Source organism: Vibrio hepatarius (genome assembly GCF_043642085.1).
Taxonomy (GTDB): Bacteria; Pseudomonadota; Gammaproteobacteria; order Enterobacterales; family Vibrionaceae; genus Vibrio; species Vibrio hepatarius_C.
Window position 1 is genome coordinate 78,989 of the sequence record NZ_JBHZSA010000010.1, and the last position, 14,145, is coordinate 93,133.

Sequence of the window (14,145 nt, forward strand, 5' to 3'; positions counted from 1 at the left end):
CTGTTATTCTTTTTATATTCGACCTGCTCCGCACTCGGTTTTCCATGTCCGAAGCAAGTTCGTTTAATCCTTTACAAATAGCGCCATCGATTCTAAATGACTGGTATGCGGAAACATATCGAGCATACCTAATTTTTGTAACTTGTAGCCTTGATTGAGCAAGCTTTGTGAATCCCTTGCTAGGGTAGCAGGATTACATGACACATACACAACTCTGGATGCCCCCAAATGAGAAATGTGTTCGATGATGCCACTTGCTCCAGCTCGTGCTGGGTCGAGGAGAATTTTATCAAATTTTTCCTGTGCCCAAAGCTGACCAGAGAAATCTTGCTCTAGGTTGGCCTGATGGAAAGCAGCGTTACTAATACCATTCACTTTGGCATTGTCTTTAGCTTTATCGACCATCGCATCGACACCCTCGACGCCAATTACCTGCTTCACTTTCTGCGCCATCGGCAAACTGAAGTTACCTAGGCCACAAAACAGGTCAAGCACACAATCCTGCTCATCAAGCTCTAACCAATCCAGCGCTTGCGCGACCATTGATTGGTTTACCTTCTGATTGACCTGAATAAAGTTATTTGGTTCAAACGGAATCGTTACGCCAGCTTCGGTATAATTGGCAGACTCCCCCACCACGCGGTTAAGTTGGTCACTTTCCGGCATTAAGTAGAGCGTTGCACCATGCTCTTTAGCTAAGGCCTCTAGGCCCTGCTGATCACTCTCTTTTAACGCTTTCAAGTGGCGTAGAACAATCACATTGGTGCTGTCGCCTTTCACCAACTCCACATGACCTAGGCTGTCTTGGTTAGAAAAACCGCTCAATAATTGATGCAGTGGCGCAAGCAATGCATCCAAGTCGCTATCCAGTACTGGGCAATGCGTCACTGTAACAATGTCTTTGCTCTGTTTTTTACGAAAGCCAAACTCTAACTGACGAGTTTTCTTATTCAGCTTCAAACTGACTCGCGCGCGGCGACGATAGCCTTTAGCATCACCAACAACTGGCGCTTCTAACTCGATACGTTGGCCAGCAAATTTACTCATTAGCTGACCCAGCGTTTGCTGTTTGTATTCTTGTTGAGGTTCAATCGCCAAATGCTGCATATTACAGCCACCACACTCTTGGTAATGTGGACAAAATGGCTCAATACGTTGCTTACTTGGCTGTTGAATTTTGATTAGATTCGCTCGGCCAAATTTGCTTTTGCTTTCCGTTAATTGAGCCAATACTTGCTCACCTGGCAGCGCGCCTTCAATGAAGATCGGCTTCTTGTTTTGGTAAGCGATACCTGCACCATGGTGATCCAACTTCTCAATCGTCAAAGATTGATGCTTAGTATTGAGTTGAGTTTTCTTCTTTGGTTGGAAAAAACGCGCCATGCTATGTGCCTATTTTAATTGCTCTAATTACTGTTCAGGTTCCACCTTTTGTACCTGAATCATTGTCTGAGCCGACTGAGTTGATTATGCTTAGTATTTCGACGGCTTCTTTTAGTTTGGAAGTTATTTTCCCATATCCACACCACGATGTTTAGACAATAATGACAAGATATGGCTTACGTGCCCGCGTTATTACACTTACCTTAGCGCCAACACTAATTATCGGACTGCTCCTGAGTGCTTTTTTCTCTTTCAATCGCTATCACGATCTTGAAAAGCAGGTAATCAACTCAGGACTCAGTATCATTGAGCCGTTGGCCATCGCCAGCGAAGAAGGCCTTAAAAATAATAGCCGAGAATCGGTTCGCCGTATCATCAGTTACGCACATCGTAAAAACTCCAAGTTTGTTCGAAGTATTGCCGTCTTCGACTATAACCACGAGTTGTTCGTCACCTCGAACTTCCACCCGAACTTTGAGCTGTTAACTTTTCCTAGAGATGAGCCTATTCCGCTGTTGGTAAGCTCTGTGCTGCAAGAAAATACACTGATCCTGCGCGCACCTGTCATCGCCGAGTCAGGACTGGTAGCCACCATCAAAGGCCAAAGCAACAATCCAGCCTTAGGTTATGTGGCGGTCGAGCTTGATCTCTCGTCGTTGCGACTGCAGCAATACCAAGAGATATTTTCCGCTTTCCTTGTGCTCCTTATCGGCCTGGGGCTGTCAGCCGTATTTGCCCATCGCTTAATGCATGATGTGACGCGGCCGATTTCTCACATGAAGAACATGGTTGACCGAATTCGTCGCGGTCATTTGGATGTGCGAATCGAAGGTAAGATGCATGGTGAGCTCGACTCGCTGAAAAATGGTATCAACTCAATGGCGGTCTCTTTGTCGGAGTACCACGTTGAGATGCAACACAGTATCGACCAAGCCACTTCAGATTTGCGTGAAACGCTTGAACAGCTAGAGATCCAAAACGTTGAGTTAGACATTGCTAAAAAACGCGCTCAAGAAGCAGCGCGTGTTAAATCTGAATTCTTAGCGAACATGTCTCATGAGTTACGTACCCCACTTAATGGTGTGATTGGCTTTACCCGCCAGATGCTTAAAACCACCCTGACCAATAGTCAAACTGATTATCTGCAAACCATCGAAAACTCGGCCAATAACTTACTCAATATCATCAATGACATTCTCGACTTCTCGAAACTAGAGGCTGGTAAGCTAGCGCTAGAAAATATCCCGTTTGATTTCCAAGCGTCGCTCGAAGAAGTAGTCAGCCTACAAGCCACCAGCGCCCATGAGAAAGGACTTGAGCTAACTCTTAAGATAGATCCTAAGGTCCCTGCTGGATTAGTGGGTGACCCACTGCGTATTCAGCAAGTTCTAACCAACTTGGTCGGTAACTCGATTAAATTTACCGAACGCGGCAATATCGATATCAGTGTCGAGCTGCGCTCACAAAAAGAAGATTCGGTCGAGCTGCAGTTCATGGTGAGAGATACGGGTATTGGTATCTCAGAACGCCAGCAATCTCAGCTTTTCCAAGCCTTCAGTCAGGCGGATGCGAGTATCTCACGTCGTTATGGCGGTACTGGCCTTGGTCTGGTTATCACCCAGAAACTCGTTAGCCAAATGGGCGGTGAGATCAGTCTAACCAGTCGCCTCCACCAAGGATCAACCTTCTGGTTTACTCTACGCTTGTCTTCAACCGATATGCCAGTAAGCGACTTAATCGAAACGCAAGTATTGCAGCAACGCTCTCTACTTCTGGTTGAGCCAAACATGCAAGCAGCTTCGGTGATTCAGCAAACCTTGGTACAAGAAGGTTTGATCGTTACCTATCGTTCATCGCTACCTGATGAATCTGAAAGTTACGACTATGTTCTTCTCAACCTATCACCAAATAGAGAGAACGACGTTGAGACAGTTCAAGTCTGGGTTGAACATGCGATGAGATGTGCTTCGCATGTGGTCGTCGGCACGCCAAGTACGGCGTTAGCGCTCTCGGATCACTTAATTCAGAAATACCATATTCACTGTATTACTAAGCCACTGTCGCGTAGAAAACTCCTGCAGACCCTTGCTGCAAACCAAGAGAGTGTACCGCTGCTAGAGAGCCCTTCGCAGAACAACGAGACTCTACCGTTGACGGTAATGGCCGTGGACGATAACCCAGCGAACTTAAAACTGATTAGCGCCCTGCTGCACGAAAGGGTAGATAGCGTTGTCACCTGTACCAATGGCCTTGATGCGGTCAAACAAGCTGAAGTTCAGCATTTCGATATCATCTTGATGGATATCCAGATGCCGCATATGGATGGGGTCACCGCTTGTAGTCAGATTAAGCAAACCGAGCTAAACAGCAATACCCCTGTCATTGCGGTGACCGCCCATGCGATGAGTGGCGAACGTGACCGCCTATTGTCTGCTGGGATGGATGATTACCTCACCAAGCCAATTGAAGAACATGTGCTGCAACAAGTCTTGATGCACTGGAACCCGCATACGACAGAGCAAGATTTAGAGAAGCTGGATCTATCTGTAAGCTCAGCCGTGATTGAGCATCATGAGGAAACTGCGGCTCAAGAAAGCCACAGCAATATGATCATTGATTGGCAAGCGGCACTGAAACAATCGGCCAATAAGGAAGACCTCGCTCAAGATATGTTGCAAATGCTGGTCGATTATATTCCAGAGGTCAGTGCCATTGTCGAAGGCGCACTTGAAGATGATCATTTTGATACCCAGCAGTTGATTCATCATGTACATAAACTGCATGGCAGTAGCTCTTACTGCGGCGTCCCACGCCTGAAAAATGTCTGTGCAACAATAGAAAAAGAGTTGCGCTCTGGAGCGAGTATCGAAGATATCGAACCCGAACTGTTCGAGCTGCAAGATGAGATGGAAAAAGTGGTGGCGAGTGCAAGGCCCTACTTAGAAAAATAGTGTTTACTGGATCGAATCAGGTTGGTAAAAACGAAAGCTGTTTTTACGAGATTGCTTAACCGCATACATCGCCTGATCCGCTCTGTGCACTAGTTTTTCAATATCTAGCTGTGATGAGTCTTCAATAGCGATACCAATACTGCACCCTACAGAGACCAACTCTTGGTTATACATGGATGGCTGATTCGCTAATTGAATCGCTTGAGCGGCGATGTCTGCTAGCAGTGTCTTATCTTGATGCTCTAGCACTAAGTAGATGACAAACTCATCGCCACCTATTCGCCCAACGACACCCGGCACGCTGCTATTTGACAGCAAGTCAGAAAATCGATGGGCGATTTGCATCAAAATCGTATCTCCCGCGGCATGGCCGTGGGTGTCGTTGACCTGCTTAAAACCATCTAAATCCACCAACAATAATGCAATATATTTACTTGAGCCGATTGCTGTTTGAATGTACTTTTCACAGCCCAAACGGTTCTTTAATCCGGTCAAAACATCCTGCTGAGCGAGATTACGATAATACTGCTCCCAATGCTCAATCTGAGCTCTTAGCTCTCGCTCTCGGATGATCGCTTGTCGTGAACTCTCAATAAATGAATTGACACTATGCACTACCACGCCCAATTCATTCTCACGATTCTCTTTATCAATGGTAATGGTTTCAACCTTACCAGGTGTAATTGAGTACAGTGAACGAGACAATACTGTTAATGGACGACCGACAATTCGCTCAAACACAATAATCAATGCAATAACGGTTACCAAGAATTGGATGACAACAAACAGCACCTGATTAAGAACCTGCGCCAATGCAGATTGTTGCAGCGCTTGTTCATTATTGTGAATGTACAAGGTGCCGATGGGATCACCATTGGTTGGAGAATGAAGGGAGTATTGATTGGCGGTTTCCCACAGATTTTCTTCATCAACGAGTGTGAGGTTAGAAGAGAATGATACGCCATCACTGCCTTTGATAAGTACCGCATCGATTTCTTGATGAAGTAACAATGCGCTAATGACTTCTTCAGCAATTTCAGCATTGTTGACATAGAGTGCGATAGCGGCCGAGCTGGAGAGGGAAAGCACCAGTTTGTGTTCAAGATCCTTATGTCTTTGCCCTTCTTTATTAAGACCCACAGGGATCATCACGATCAACACTATGCTCAAATAACACAGCGCTAAAATGGATACGATTTTTAGCATCCTAGTCGATAATGATCTTAATCTCGGCTTAGTCATTGATTTCTAAAACCACCTTAATTCCTGAATTAACAGCAGGGCGCTCAGAGGTATAACCAATCGCCTGAGGATTCGCTAACAGCTTCTCAAACACACTTGAGTCAGCCTCTACTTGCTCAGGAGCTCGCATGCTGCCAGAGAATTTAAGTTTGGCCCAATAAGCATTAACTTGGCTCTCTCTCATCTGGGTTACGCTCATGAAAAAGCGTCGTCTCAACTCACCCTTACGATCTATCACTTGGTTTATATATAGGCTATCTAAGACTTTGCTACGTCCCAAATAAACATCTGCGATATCACTAACTTCAAATACATTGATTTGACTTTGTTCACTGACAACCACAAACAACCCAGCAGCCGAGTATGGCGTAAACAAAAGTAATAGAAGGCTTAAATACTTTTTCATATCGCCTCCTAGAATATAAAGTTTAGATTGATGGTATAAACTTGAGCATCCCTTCCACTGCCTAACACAGAAGGGGCCGATGCCCACAAACCATATCCAAACTCATTAATCTCGATGTAATCTATCTGAGCTTTCAGGGCTAACTGAGGTAGTAAATCCCACCGAACTCCGAGTGAATAGGTACTTTGGTCAATGCGTACCGAATTAATACCAATCTCGGCTCCTGCCTGAAGTAAAGATAGTGATGGGTCGACCGCTCCCCAATCTAAGCTGTTGGTATAATAAGAATAACGAGGACTAAATTGGCCATACATGACATACGGCGTAATGTTATTTAGGCTATAACCCACTAAGGCATAGCCGCCACGGCCTTGGGGGATGGAAGATTTGTCTGCATCAATCTGAAATAACTCAGTTTGTAACGTCCACTGGCCATCAAAATACAACATCGCCAGTTGGTAATACTCTACGGATTCATCATCTAGCGTCATCGCATCATACGCTTGAGCCGCTTCCTCACTAACCCCAGGAATGCCTAGCATTGAAACCTGCTGTAACTGACTTTGCAGAGCTTGGATTGATCCCCCTTGCTTAATCGATAGAGAGCCGACATTGGCGTATGAAGCTTGCCATTTCCAATTGCCTTGCATCACTTCAAAAGAGGCACTTAATACCTCTCTTAACTCGGCGGTATAATCGTCATTGGTTTGGGCGATTTCTCCTCGTTGATTGTTACTCCCATACTCAAGTTTCAATGACCAGTTAAATGCTGGGTTGTTGGATAAGTAACTCATCCCTACACCGTCGAGCGAATCAAAGACGATGCCCCCGTACAACTCTTGAGAAGGCCGTACCCACAAGTGACCGTAATCGATATACCGACTGTCCGCTGCCGCATAAGCGCTTACTCCAACCCTACCGACTCGGAAGTTCCAATATTGGTTTGGCTCATAGCGAATAAATGCTAATTCAGTCAGCTCATCGAAGTCGTGTTTAGTACTGTTGTCGAGTAACCATTGAGTGGTGAATGACCATTGGTGATTAAAGCTAGTGTCCAACTGAAGACCAAAGTTAGAATCAGTTAACCATGAACCATTGTCATCATTGTCTGCTGTCTGAGTAATGTCACGTCGATAGGCGAGTTGGTCCTCATCTTCATACGCATAACCTAATGTACCAAAGCCCGATACTGACCAATCCATAGCCACTGTATGAAAACTAAAAAATAGCACGCTAACAGCTAGAGCAACTCTTGCCGCTATCGGTTTTCTATTCATATTGAGCAATCCTTAGCAGCAGAGCTGCAAGCACTAAACATGAGGTGTAGTGATGATAATTCTTTATCTAATCACTATAAATTATTAACCAAAAATCAGGTTAAGGAGGGAAGATGCCAAAAATAAAAAAACGACCTAAGGTCGCTTTAATTAAATGGGTTAGTTTTCGAGTATGACTGTCGCCATTGCATAATGCCGTTCATCGGAAATGGAAAGGTGGATGTGATTCACTCCTTTCAGCTCAGAAAGCTCAAGTGCTTTTTTAGACAGGCTCAACTTAGGCGCACCAAGCTCATCATTGGCAATGGTAAAATCGTGGAAGGTAACACCAAGCGCAATACCAGTGCCTAACGCCTTTGATGCCGCTTCTTTCGCCGCGAAGCGTTTCGCCAAAAAGCGCCCTTGCTGCTTTAAGCCAGCAAAAATCTCAAGTTCGACCTCGGTCAAAATACGCTTTGCAAATGCTTCACCGGAGCGAGCGAGCGCCTTTTCGACTCGCTCAATCTCAGCTATGTCTGTTCCTAAACCAACAATCGCCATAGTGCTTATTTACGCGCTTCAACCATGATGGCTTTCATATCAGCAACTGCTTTATGCAAACCGTCAAACACTGCGCGACCAATGATCGAGTGACCAATGTTTAACTCAAAAATTTCCGGAATTGCCGCAATGGGTGCAACGTTGTGGTAAGTCAGACCATGCCCCGCGTTAACCGTAATACCAAGGTCTGCAGCATAGCTTGCACCAGCCGCGATCTTTTTTAGCTCGTCTTGCTGATCTTCTTCAGTTTCAGCGTCTGCATAGTGACCAGTGTGAAGCTCAATAAATGGCGCACCACACGCTTTCGCTGCATCAATTTGCTCACGATCAGCATCAATGAATAGCGAAACTTTAATGCCCGCTTCCGTTAGAGTTTGAGTCGCCGCTTTGACCTTTTCTAGGTGACCTGCAACATCAAGACCGCCTTCAGTGGTCAGTTCTTCGCGCTTTTCAGGCACCAGACATACGTATTCTGGTTTAGTTTTCAGTGCAATCTCAACCATTTCATCTGTCACTGCCATTTCTAGGTTCATACGCGTTTGTAGCGTCTCACGCAGAATGCGAACATCACGATCAACAATATGACGACGGTCTTCTCGCAGGTGAATTGTAATACCATCAGCACCCGCTCGCTCAGCAATTTCTGCTGCATGTACAGGATCTGGATACTTAGTACCACGTGCGTTACGTAGCGTTGCAATGTGGTCGATATTTACACCTAGGTAGATTGAGCTCATTTTCCAATACTCCGTGCTCGGGGAATCATCGACATAAACAATTCCCTGCTTTTTAATGGTTTGCCGCCAAGATACGGCTTTAAGGCTATACGTGTAAAGCGTTTTGCCGCTTTGAGTTGTTCTTTTGTGGTAAACCGACGTTCACTGATTGCGATCAGTTCATCACCTCTAAAAGTCAGATTGTCATGACGCACTGAGGCGATAAAACCTTTCTGCTCCCGGTAACGGTAAGTCATTCCGGGATCAATCGGCTCCCCACTACCCGCGCAGTGGAGAAAGTCGACGCCATAACCCATGGCGGATAACAGTGCTAACTCAAAACGCCTTAGTGCAGGCTCGGGATTCTCCGCTTGAGCTAACTCTGTTAGCGCGTGCAAATAGTCATGAAACAGAGCGGGCATCGCCACTTCCGCCATCAATACTCGGCCAATCAACTCATTAACGTACATACCTGAATAGAGGTTAATACCGGTTAGCGGTAAACCTAAGCTAATGGGTTCAGCCTGGCGCAAGGTCTTCATCGAGCCATTGCCCGACCATTTGAGCAACAATGGGGTAAAAGGCTGAAGTGCACCTTTAAGATTCGAACGTTTACTGCGCGCCCCTTTTGACATTAAGGTGACGCGACCATACTCCTCACTAAACACATCGAGAATTAAACTCGATTCGCTGTAAGGGCGGCGGTGCAACACGAAACAACGCTGTAAACCTTCAGAGGACATAGAATTTGCCAGACAAATATGAAACCAATATTAACGAGAGATGACTTACTCGTAACTTAAATAATTATTAAATAATCCGCATGATACAAATAAGGAGCCGACCGGCTCCTTATTTCGTACAACTTGGAGCGAAGCATCTAGCCTCGCAGACCTTATAGATCGTCGATGTAGCCAAGCGAGCGCAGTGCACGCTCATCGTCTGCCCAGCCCGATTTCACTTTAACCCAAGTTTCTAAGTAAACCTTACGGCCAAACAGCTCTTCCATATCTAGGCGCGCTTCACGACCAATGGTCTTGATCTTTTCGCCGCCCTTACCAATTACCATTTTCTTTTGACCATTACGTTCAACAAGAATTAAGGCATTGATGTGGAAGCCATCTGTGTCCGGGTTATAGTCAAAACGCTCGATCTCAACCGTTACCGAGTATGGCAGTTCTTCACCAGTGAAACGCATTAGCTTTTCACGTACGATCTCTGACGCCATAAAACGCTGAGAACGGTCAGTCACATACTCTTCTGGGAAGTGGTGTGTCGCTTTAGGTAAGTGTTCACGTACATGTTTACGTAGAACGTCGATATTCTTACCATGTTTCGCTGAGATAGGCACAACATCAACGAATTCCATCTTCTTCGACATATCCATCATGTGTAGCATGACTTCATTGCGATCTTGTACGTTATCAACTTTGTTGACACACAATACTACTGGGAAGTTAGATTTCTGCAGTTTAGTCAGAACCATCTCATCATCGGCAGTCCAATGCGTACCATCCACTAGGAAGAACACAAGGTTCACATCACTCAGTGATGAGTTTGCCGCACGGTTCATCAGACGGTTAATCGCACGCTTCTCTTCGATGTGAAGACCTGGAGTATCGACATAAATCGCTTGATAGTCGCCTTCAGTATCGACACCCATAATGCGGTGACGAGTTGTCTGAGGTTTACGTGAGGTGATTGAAATCTTCTGACCTAAAATACGGTTTAGAAGCGTCGATTTACCTACGTTAGGGCGACCAACGATCGCGACAAAACCACAATGCTGATTTTCTGGTGAGGTAGCTTGCTCGCCGCCTGATGAGAAAAACGCATCAATATCAAATTCGTTGTTATCCGTTGAATCAGTCATTGGTTAATTGCTCTAGTGCTAATTCAGCAGCCGCTTGTTCTGCCTTGCGGCGGCTGGTGCCTTTACCAATAACAGGTTGTCCAATACCTGCCACTTCGCACGAAACCGTAAACTCTTGGTTGTGTGCTTCACCTTTAATATTAGTCACTGTGTAAGCAGGCAGCGGCTTTCTTCGACCTTGAAGGAACTCTTGTAGGCGAGTCTTCGGATCTTTTTGTGATACACCCGGCTTGATTGCATCAAGGCGCGTCTTGTACCAGCTAAGAATAATGCCACGAACCACTTCAATGTCGCTGTCTAGATAGATAGCACCAATGATGGCTTCCACAGCGTCGGCAAGAATTGAATCACGACGGAAACCGCCACTTTTTAATTCACCTGGACCTAATTTTAAGTGATCTCCTAGTTCGAATTCGCGACCTAGTTCAGCAAGCGTATGACCACGAACAAGTGTCGCACGCATACGGCTCATATCCCCTTCGTTAACCTTAGGGAAACGGTGATAAAGATCATCAGCAATGACAAAACTTAAAATTGAATCGCCCAGAAACTCAAGACGCTCGTTATGTTTTCCATTAGCGCTGCGGTGTGTCAGCGCTAAACTGATTAGCTCAGCATCATTAAACTGATAGCCGAGCCTCTTCTCTAGTTTTGGTGTAGGAGAATTCATGCTCTCTCAATAATTTGTGTTCATTCTCAAAATAGTTGAAGTTGTAGTTAGGCGACAAGTAAATTCAGCCCTATGAGCATAGGTAATCTATGTGATTAGGGCGGCCGGCGAACCGGTGAATTTACGCAGTCAACAACGCTACAGCTTCAAATATGAAGAGAATTTAGTTAATGCCACCGATGCGGTTAAAACGCACACCAGTTGGGATCCATGAAGGTAATACGCTATCTTCGCCACGCTCAAATTCGAAGCTGATCCAGATAGCCACAGCCTTACCTACAAGGTTTGCTTCCGGAACAAAGCCCCAGTAGCGACTGTCAGCGCTGTTGTCACGGTTATCACCCATCACAAAGTACTGACCTTCTGGTACAACCCACTCATTAACGCCGTTGCGTGGTTGATACAATTCAACGCGATCACGACGTAGCGGATTGACCAAGATTTGGTGCCCAGTTTCACTTAATTGCTCATCCAACTGAATCAGAGGGATACCATTTTGGATAAACTGGCTTTCTTCTACATTCGATAGTTTCACTGGCTTACATACGTTTTCGCCAGGAGACTGAATACAGATTTCTTTTTTGCTGTTGTAGCGAACCGTGTCACCAGGTAGACCAACCACACGCTTAATGTAGTCGATGCTTGGCTGAGGTGGGTATTTAAATACCACAGTATCACCACGTTCAGGTTTACCGGTTTCAACCAGTTGTGTGCGCCACACAGGGTCTTTCAGACCGTAAGCGTACTTCTCAACCAAGATGAAGTCGCCCACCAGCAGTGTTGGCATCATAGAGCCAGATGGAATTTGAAACGGTTCATAGATAAAAGAGCGCAATACGAGCACCGCAGCAATCACTGGGAAAATAGACACGCTATTTTCAATCCACCACGGTTGAGTCTTCACCTTTTCAAGAACAGCGGCATCTAAACCATTGGTTTGCGCTTCGACTTCCGCCACTTTCGCTTGGCGTTTCTTTGCAAAGACCAGCTTTTCTAGCACCCAGACAATACCCGTTACCAAAGTAACAATCACAAGGATGAGTGAAAATGTGTTCGCCATTGACTTCCCTTATCTCAAAAATACGAAAGTGAAAGAGCCGAAACCCTTCCACTTACTCATTGAATTTAATTCTAATAATCCCATAAATAGTTGGCGTTACAGCTAGGCGACTAGCAAACTCAGCCCTATGAGCATAGGTGTACTATGTGATTAAGGTGAGTTTGCGCTGGCAACAACGCTGTAGCGTCAAATATGACTGGGATTAGTCTTTGCCTACGTGAAGAATTGCTAAGAACGCTTCTTGAGGCAGCTCTACGTTACCGATCTGCTTCATACGTTTCTTACCTTCTTTCTGCTTCTTCAGTAGCTTCTTCTTACGACTCACGTCACCACCGTAACACTTCGCGATTACGTTCTTACGCAGCTGTTTCACTGTTGAACGCGCGATGATGTGGTTACCGATTGCTGCCTGAATTGCAATATCAAACATCTGACGAGGGATGAACTCTTTCATCTTCTCTACTAGCTGACGACCACGAGTTTGCGACTGATCTTTGTGAGTGATCATCGCTAGGGCATCAACCGTGTCACCGTTAAGAAGAACATCAACACGAACCATGCTCGACGTTTCAAAACGTTGGAAGTTGTAGTCCAGAGATGCGTAACCACGTGACGTTGACTTCAAACGGTCAAAGAAGTCGAGTACCACTTCCGCCATAGGAATATCGTAAGTCACTGCAACTTGGTTACCGTGGTAAACCATATCAACCTGAGTACCACGTTTCTCAACACATAGTGTGATTACGTTACCTAGATAATCAGATGGTACTAGGATGTTACAGCGAGCAATTGGCTCGCGGATTTCTTCAATATCATTAACCGCTGGTAACTTCGCCGGGCTATCGACGTATAGAGTGTTACCGTTAGTTTCTTCAACTTCGTAAACTACCGTTGGCGCAGTGGTGATCAGATCTAGATCGTACTCACGCTCTAGACGCTCTTGGATGATCTCCATGTGTAGCATGCCAAGGAAGCCACAACGGAAACCAAAACCAAGCGCTGCTGAGTTTTCTGGCTCATAAAATAGCGATGCGTCATTCAGACTTAGTTTACCTAGTGCATCACGGAAGCTTTCGTAATCATCAGAAGATACTGGGAATAGACCCGCATATACCTGAGGTTTTACTTTTTTAAAGCCTGGTAGCGCTTTATCACTGCCGTTTTTAGCCAGTGTTAGCGTATCACCTACTGGTGCACCTAGGATGTCTTTAATACCACAAACAACCCAACCTACTTCACCAGTACGTAGTACATCAGTATCGACTTGCTTAGGCGTGAAAATACCAAGACGGTCTACACCCCAAACCTGACCTGTGCTCATTACTTTGATCTTGTCATTCTTCTTAAGAGCGCCGTTCTTAATTCGAACGAGAGAAACAACACCTAAGTAGTTGTCGAACCATGAGTCAATGATCAATGCTTGTAGCGGCGCTTCTGGGTCACCTTCTGGTGCCGGAATCGCAGAAACAATGTTTTCTAGAACGTCATCAACACCGATACCTGTCTTTGCACTACAACGAGTGGCTTCCATTGCATCGATACCAACGATTTCTTCAATTTCTTCTGATACACGCTCAGGGTCTGCAGCAGGAAGGTCAATCTTGTTTAGGATTGGCACAACCTCTAGATCCATTTCAATCGCTGTGTAACAGTTAGCAAGAGTTTGAGCCTCTACACCTTGACCAGCATCAACTACCAGTAGAGCACCTTCACACGCCGCTAGAGAACGAGAAACTTCATAGGCGAAGTCAACGTGCCCAGGGGTATCGATGAAGTTAAGTTGGTATGTTTCACCATCATTTGCTGTGTAGTTAAGCGTCACACTCTGTGATTTGATTGTGATACCACGCTCACGCTCTAGATCCATGGAGTCTAAAACCTGTGCGGCCATTTCACGGTCACTCAATCCACCACATACTTGGATTAAACGGTCTGATAGGGTCGACTTACCATGGTCGATGTGGGCGATAATCGAAAAGTTACGAATGTGCTTCATGATTTGGTGTGACTAAACTCTTATAAATAGG

At 45.4% G+C, this 14,145-nt stretch carries 12 protein-coding genes; 1 reads left to right on the forward strand and 11 read right to left on the reverse strand.

Annotated features, from left to right (window positions below; genetic code table 11):
- Nucleotides 1-63: 63 nt before the first annotated feature.
- A complete protein-coding gene (gene rlmD, locus ACHUFZ_RS17115) occupies nucleotides 64-1,383 on the reverse strand; it encodes a 23S rRNA (uracil(1939)-C(5))-methyltransferase RlmD (RefSeq protein WP_394128084.1) in 1,320 nt (439 codons plus the stop codon).
- Between the two features lie 161 nt (nucleotides 1,384-1,544).
- Here rlmD and barA point away from each other — a divergent pair, with 161 nt between their 5' ends.
- The gene (barA, locus tag ACHUFZ_RS17120; protein WP_394128085.1) at nucleotides 1,545-4,334 is read left to right on the forward strand and encodes a two-component sensor histidine kinase BarA; all 2,790 of its coding nucleotides are present in this window, start codon (nucleotides 1,545-1,547) and stop codon (nucleotides 4,332-4,334) included.
- A gap of 3 nt (nucleotides 4,335-4,337) precedes the next feature.
- On the opposite strand, the gene ACHUFZ_RS17125 is transcribed toward barA, so the two are convergent.
- The 10 genes from ACHUFZ_RS17125 to lepA all read right to left on the reverse strand — a co-directional run bounded on the left by ACHUFZ_RS17125 (nucleotide 4,338) and on the right by lepA (nucleotide 14,114).
- Nucleotides 4,338-5,576, reverse strand: coding sequence for a diguanylate cyclase domain-containing protein (locus tag ACHUFZ_RS17125; protein WP_394128086.1), 1,239 nt, complete (start codon nucleotides 5,574-5,576; stop codon nucleotides 4,338-4,340).
- Nucleotides 5,569-5,982: a hypothetical protein gene (locus ACHUFZ_RS17130; protein WP_394128087.1), complete on the reverse strand. Its 414-nt coding sequence runs from the start codon at nucleotides 5,980-5,982 to the stop codon at nucleotides 5,569-5,571. The genes ACHUFZ_RS17125 and ACHUFZ_RS17130 overlap by 8 nt, the downstream gene beginning before the upstream one ends.
- 8 nt (nucleotides 5,983-5,990) lie before the next feature.
- Nucleotides 5,991-7,259: a hypothetical protein gene (locus tag ACHUFZ_RS17135; protein ID WP_394128088.1), complete on the reverse strand. Its 1,269-nt coding sequence runs from the start codon at nucleotides 7,257-7,259 to the stop codon at nucleotides 5,991-5,993.
- A gap of 159 nt (nucleotides 7,260-7,418) precedes the next feature.
- On the reverse strand, nucleotides 7,419-7,799 hold the full coding sequence (gene acpS / locus ACHUFZ_RS17140) for a holo-ACP synthase (RefSeq protein WP_394128089.1): 381 nt from the start codon (nucleotides 7,797-7,799) through the stop codon (nucleotides 7,419-7,421).
- A 5-nt stretch (nucleotides 7,800-7,804) separates the two neighbouring features.
- The gene (pdxJ, locus tag ACHUFZ_RS17145) at nucleotides 7,805-8,536 is read right to left on the reverse strand and encodes a pyridoxine 5'-phosphate synthase (RefSeq protein WP_394128090.1); all 732 of its coding nucleotides are present in this window, start codon (nucleotides 8,534-8,536) and stop codon (nucleotides 7,805-7,807) included.
- Nucleotides 8,533-9,258 carry a DNA repair protein RecO gene (gene recO, locus ACHUFZ_RS17150; RefSeq protein WP_394128091.1) on the reverse strand — a complete coding sequence of 242 codons (726 nt, stop codon included), beginning with the start codon at nucleotides 9,256-9,258 and terminating at the stop codon, nucleotides 8,533-8,535. The genes pdxJ and recO overlap by 4 nt, the downstream gene beginning before the upstream one ends.
- Nucleotides 9,259-9,410: 152 nt before the next feature.
- The gene (gene era / locus ACHUFZ_RS17155; RefSeq protein WP_134835397.1) at nucleotides 9,411-10,388 is read right to left on the reverse strand and encodes a GTPase Era; all 978 of its coding nucleotides are present in this window, start codon (nucleotides 10,386-10,388) and stop codon (nucleotides 9,411-9,413) included.
- Nucleotides 10,381-11,058, reverse strand: coding sequence for a ribonuclease III (gene rnc, locus ACHUFZ_RS17160; protein ID WP_134835396.1), 678 nt, complete (start codon nucleotides 11,056-11,058; stop codon nucleotides 10,381-10,383). Before rnc ends, era begins: the two co-directional genes overlap by 8 nt.
- A gap of 163 nt (nucleotides 11,059-11,221) precedes the next feature.
- Complete coding sequence (lepB, locus tag ACHUFZ_RS17165; protein WP_394128092.1) at nucleotides 11,222-12,118, reverse strand: signal peptidase I; 897 nt, start codon at nucleotides 12,116-12,118, stop codon at nucleotides 11,222-11,224.
- 202 nt (nucleotides 12,119-12,320) lie between these two features.
- A complete protein-coding gene (gene lepA, locus ACHUFZ_RS17170) occupies nucleotides 12,321-14,114 on the reverse strand; it encodes a translation elongation factor 4 (RefSeq protein ID WP_394128093.1) in 1,794 nt (597 codons plus the stop codon).
- Nucleotides 14,115-14,145: the final 31 nt, after the last annotated feature.

Bases quoted from the DNA above. Each gene is read 5' to 3' on its own strand.
- rlmD (WP_394128084.1), bottom strand. From the start codon at position 1,383: ATGGCGCGTTTTTTCCAACCAAAGAAGAAAACTCAACTCAATACTAAG.
- barA (WP_394128085.1), top strand. From the start codon at position 1,545: ATGACAAGATATGGCTTACGTGCCCGCGTTATTACACTTACCTTAGCG.
- ACHUFZ_RS17125 (WP_394128086.1), bottom strand. From the start codon at position 5,576: ATGACTAAGCCGAGATTAAGATCATTATCGACTAGGATGCTAAAAATC.
- ACHUFZ_RS17130 (WP_394128087.1), bottom strand. From the start codon at position 5,982: ATGAAAAAGTATTTAAGCCTTCTATTACTTTTGTTTACGCCATACTCG.
- ACHUFZ_RS17135 (WP_394128088.1), bottom strand. From the start codon at position 7,259: ATGAATAGAAAACCGATAGCGGCAAGAGTTGCTCTAGCTGTTAGCGTG.
- acpS (WP_394128089.1), bottom strand. From the start codon at position 7,799: ATGGCGATTGTTGGTTTAGGAACAGACATAGCTGAGATTGAGCGAGTC.
- pdxJ (WP_394128090.1), bottom strand. From the start codon at position 8,536: ATGAGCTCAATCTACCTAGGTGTAAATATCGACCACATTGCAACGCTA.
- recO (WP_394128091.1), bottom strand. From the start codon at position 9,258: ATGTCCTCTGAAGGTTTACAGCGTTGTTTCGTGTTGCACCGCCGCCCT.
- era (WP_134835397.1), bottom strand. From the start codon at position 10,388: ATGACTGATTCAACGGATAACAACGAATTTGATATTGATGCGTTTTTC.
- rnc (WP_134835396.1), bottom strand. From the start codon at position 11,058: ATGAATTCTCCTACACCAAAACTAGAGAAGAGGCTCGGCTATCAGTTT.
- lepB (WP_394128092.1), bottom strand. From the start codon at position 12,118: ATGGCGAACACATTTTCACTCATCCTTGTGATTGTTACTTTGGTAACG.
- lepA (WP_394128093.1), bottom strand. From the start codon at position 14,114: ATGAAGCACATTCGTAACTTTTCGATTATCGCCCACATCGACCATGGT.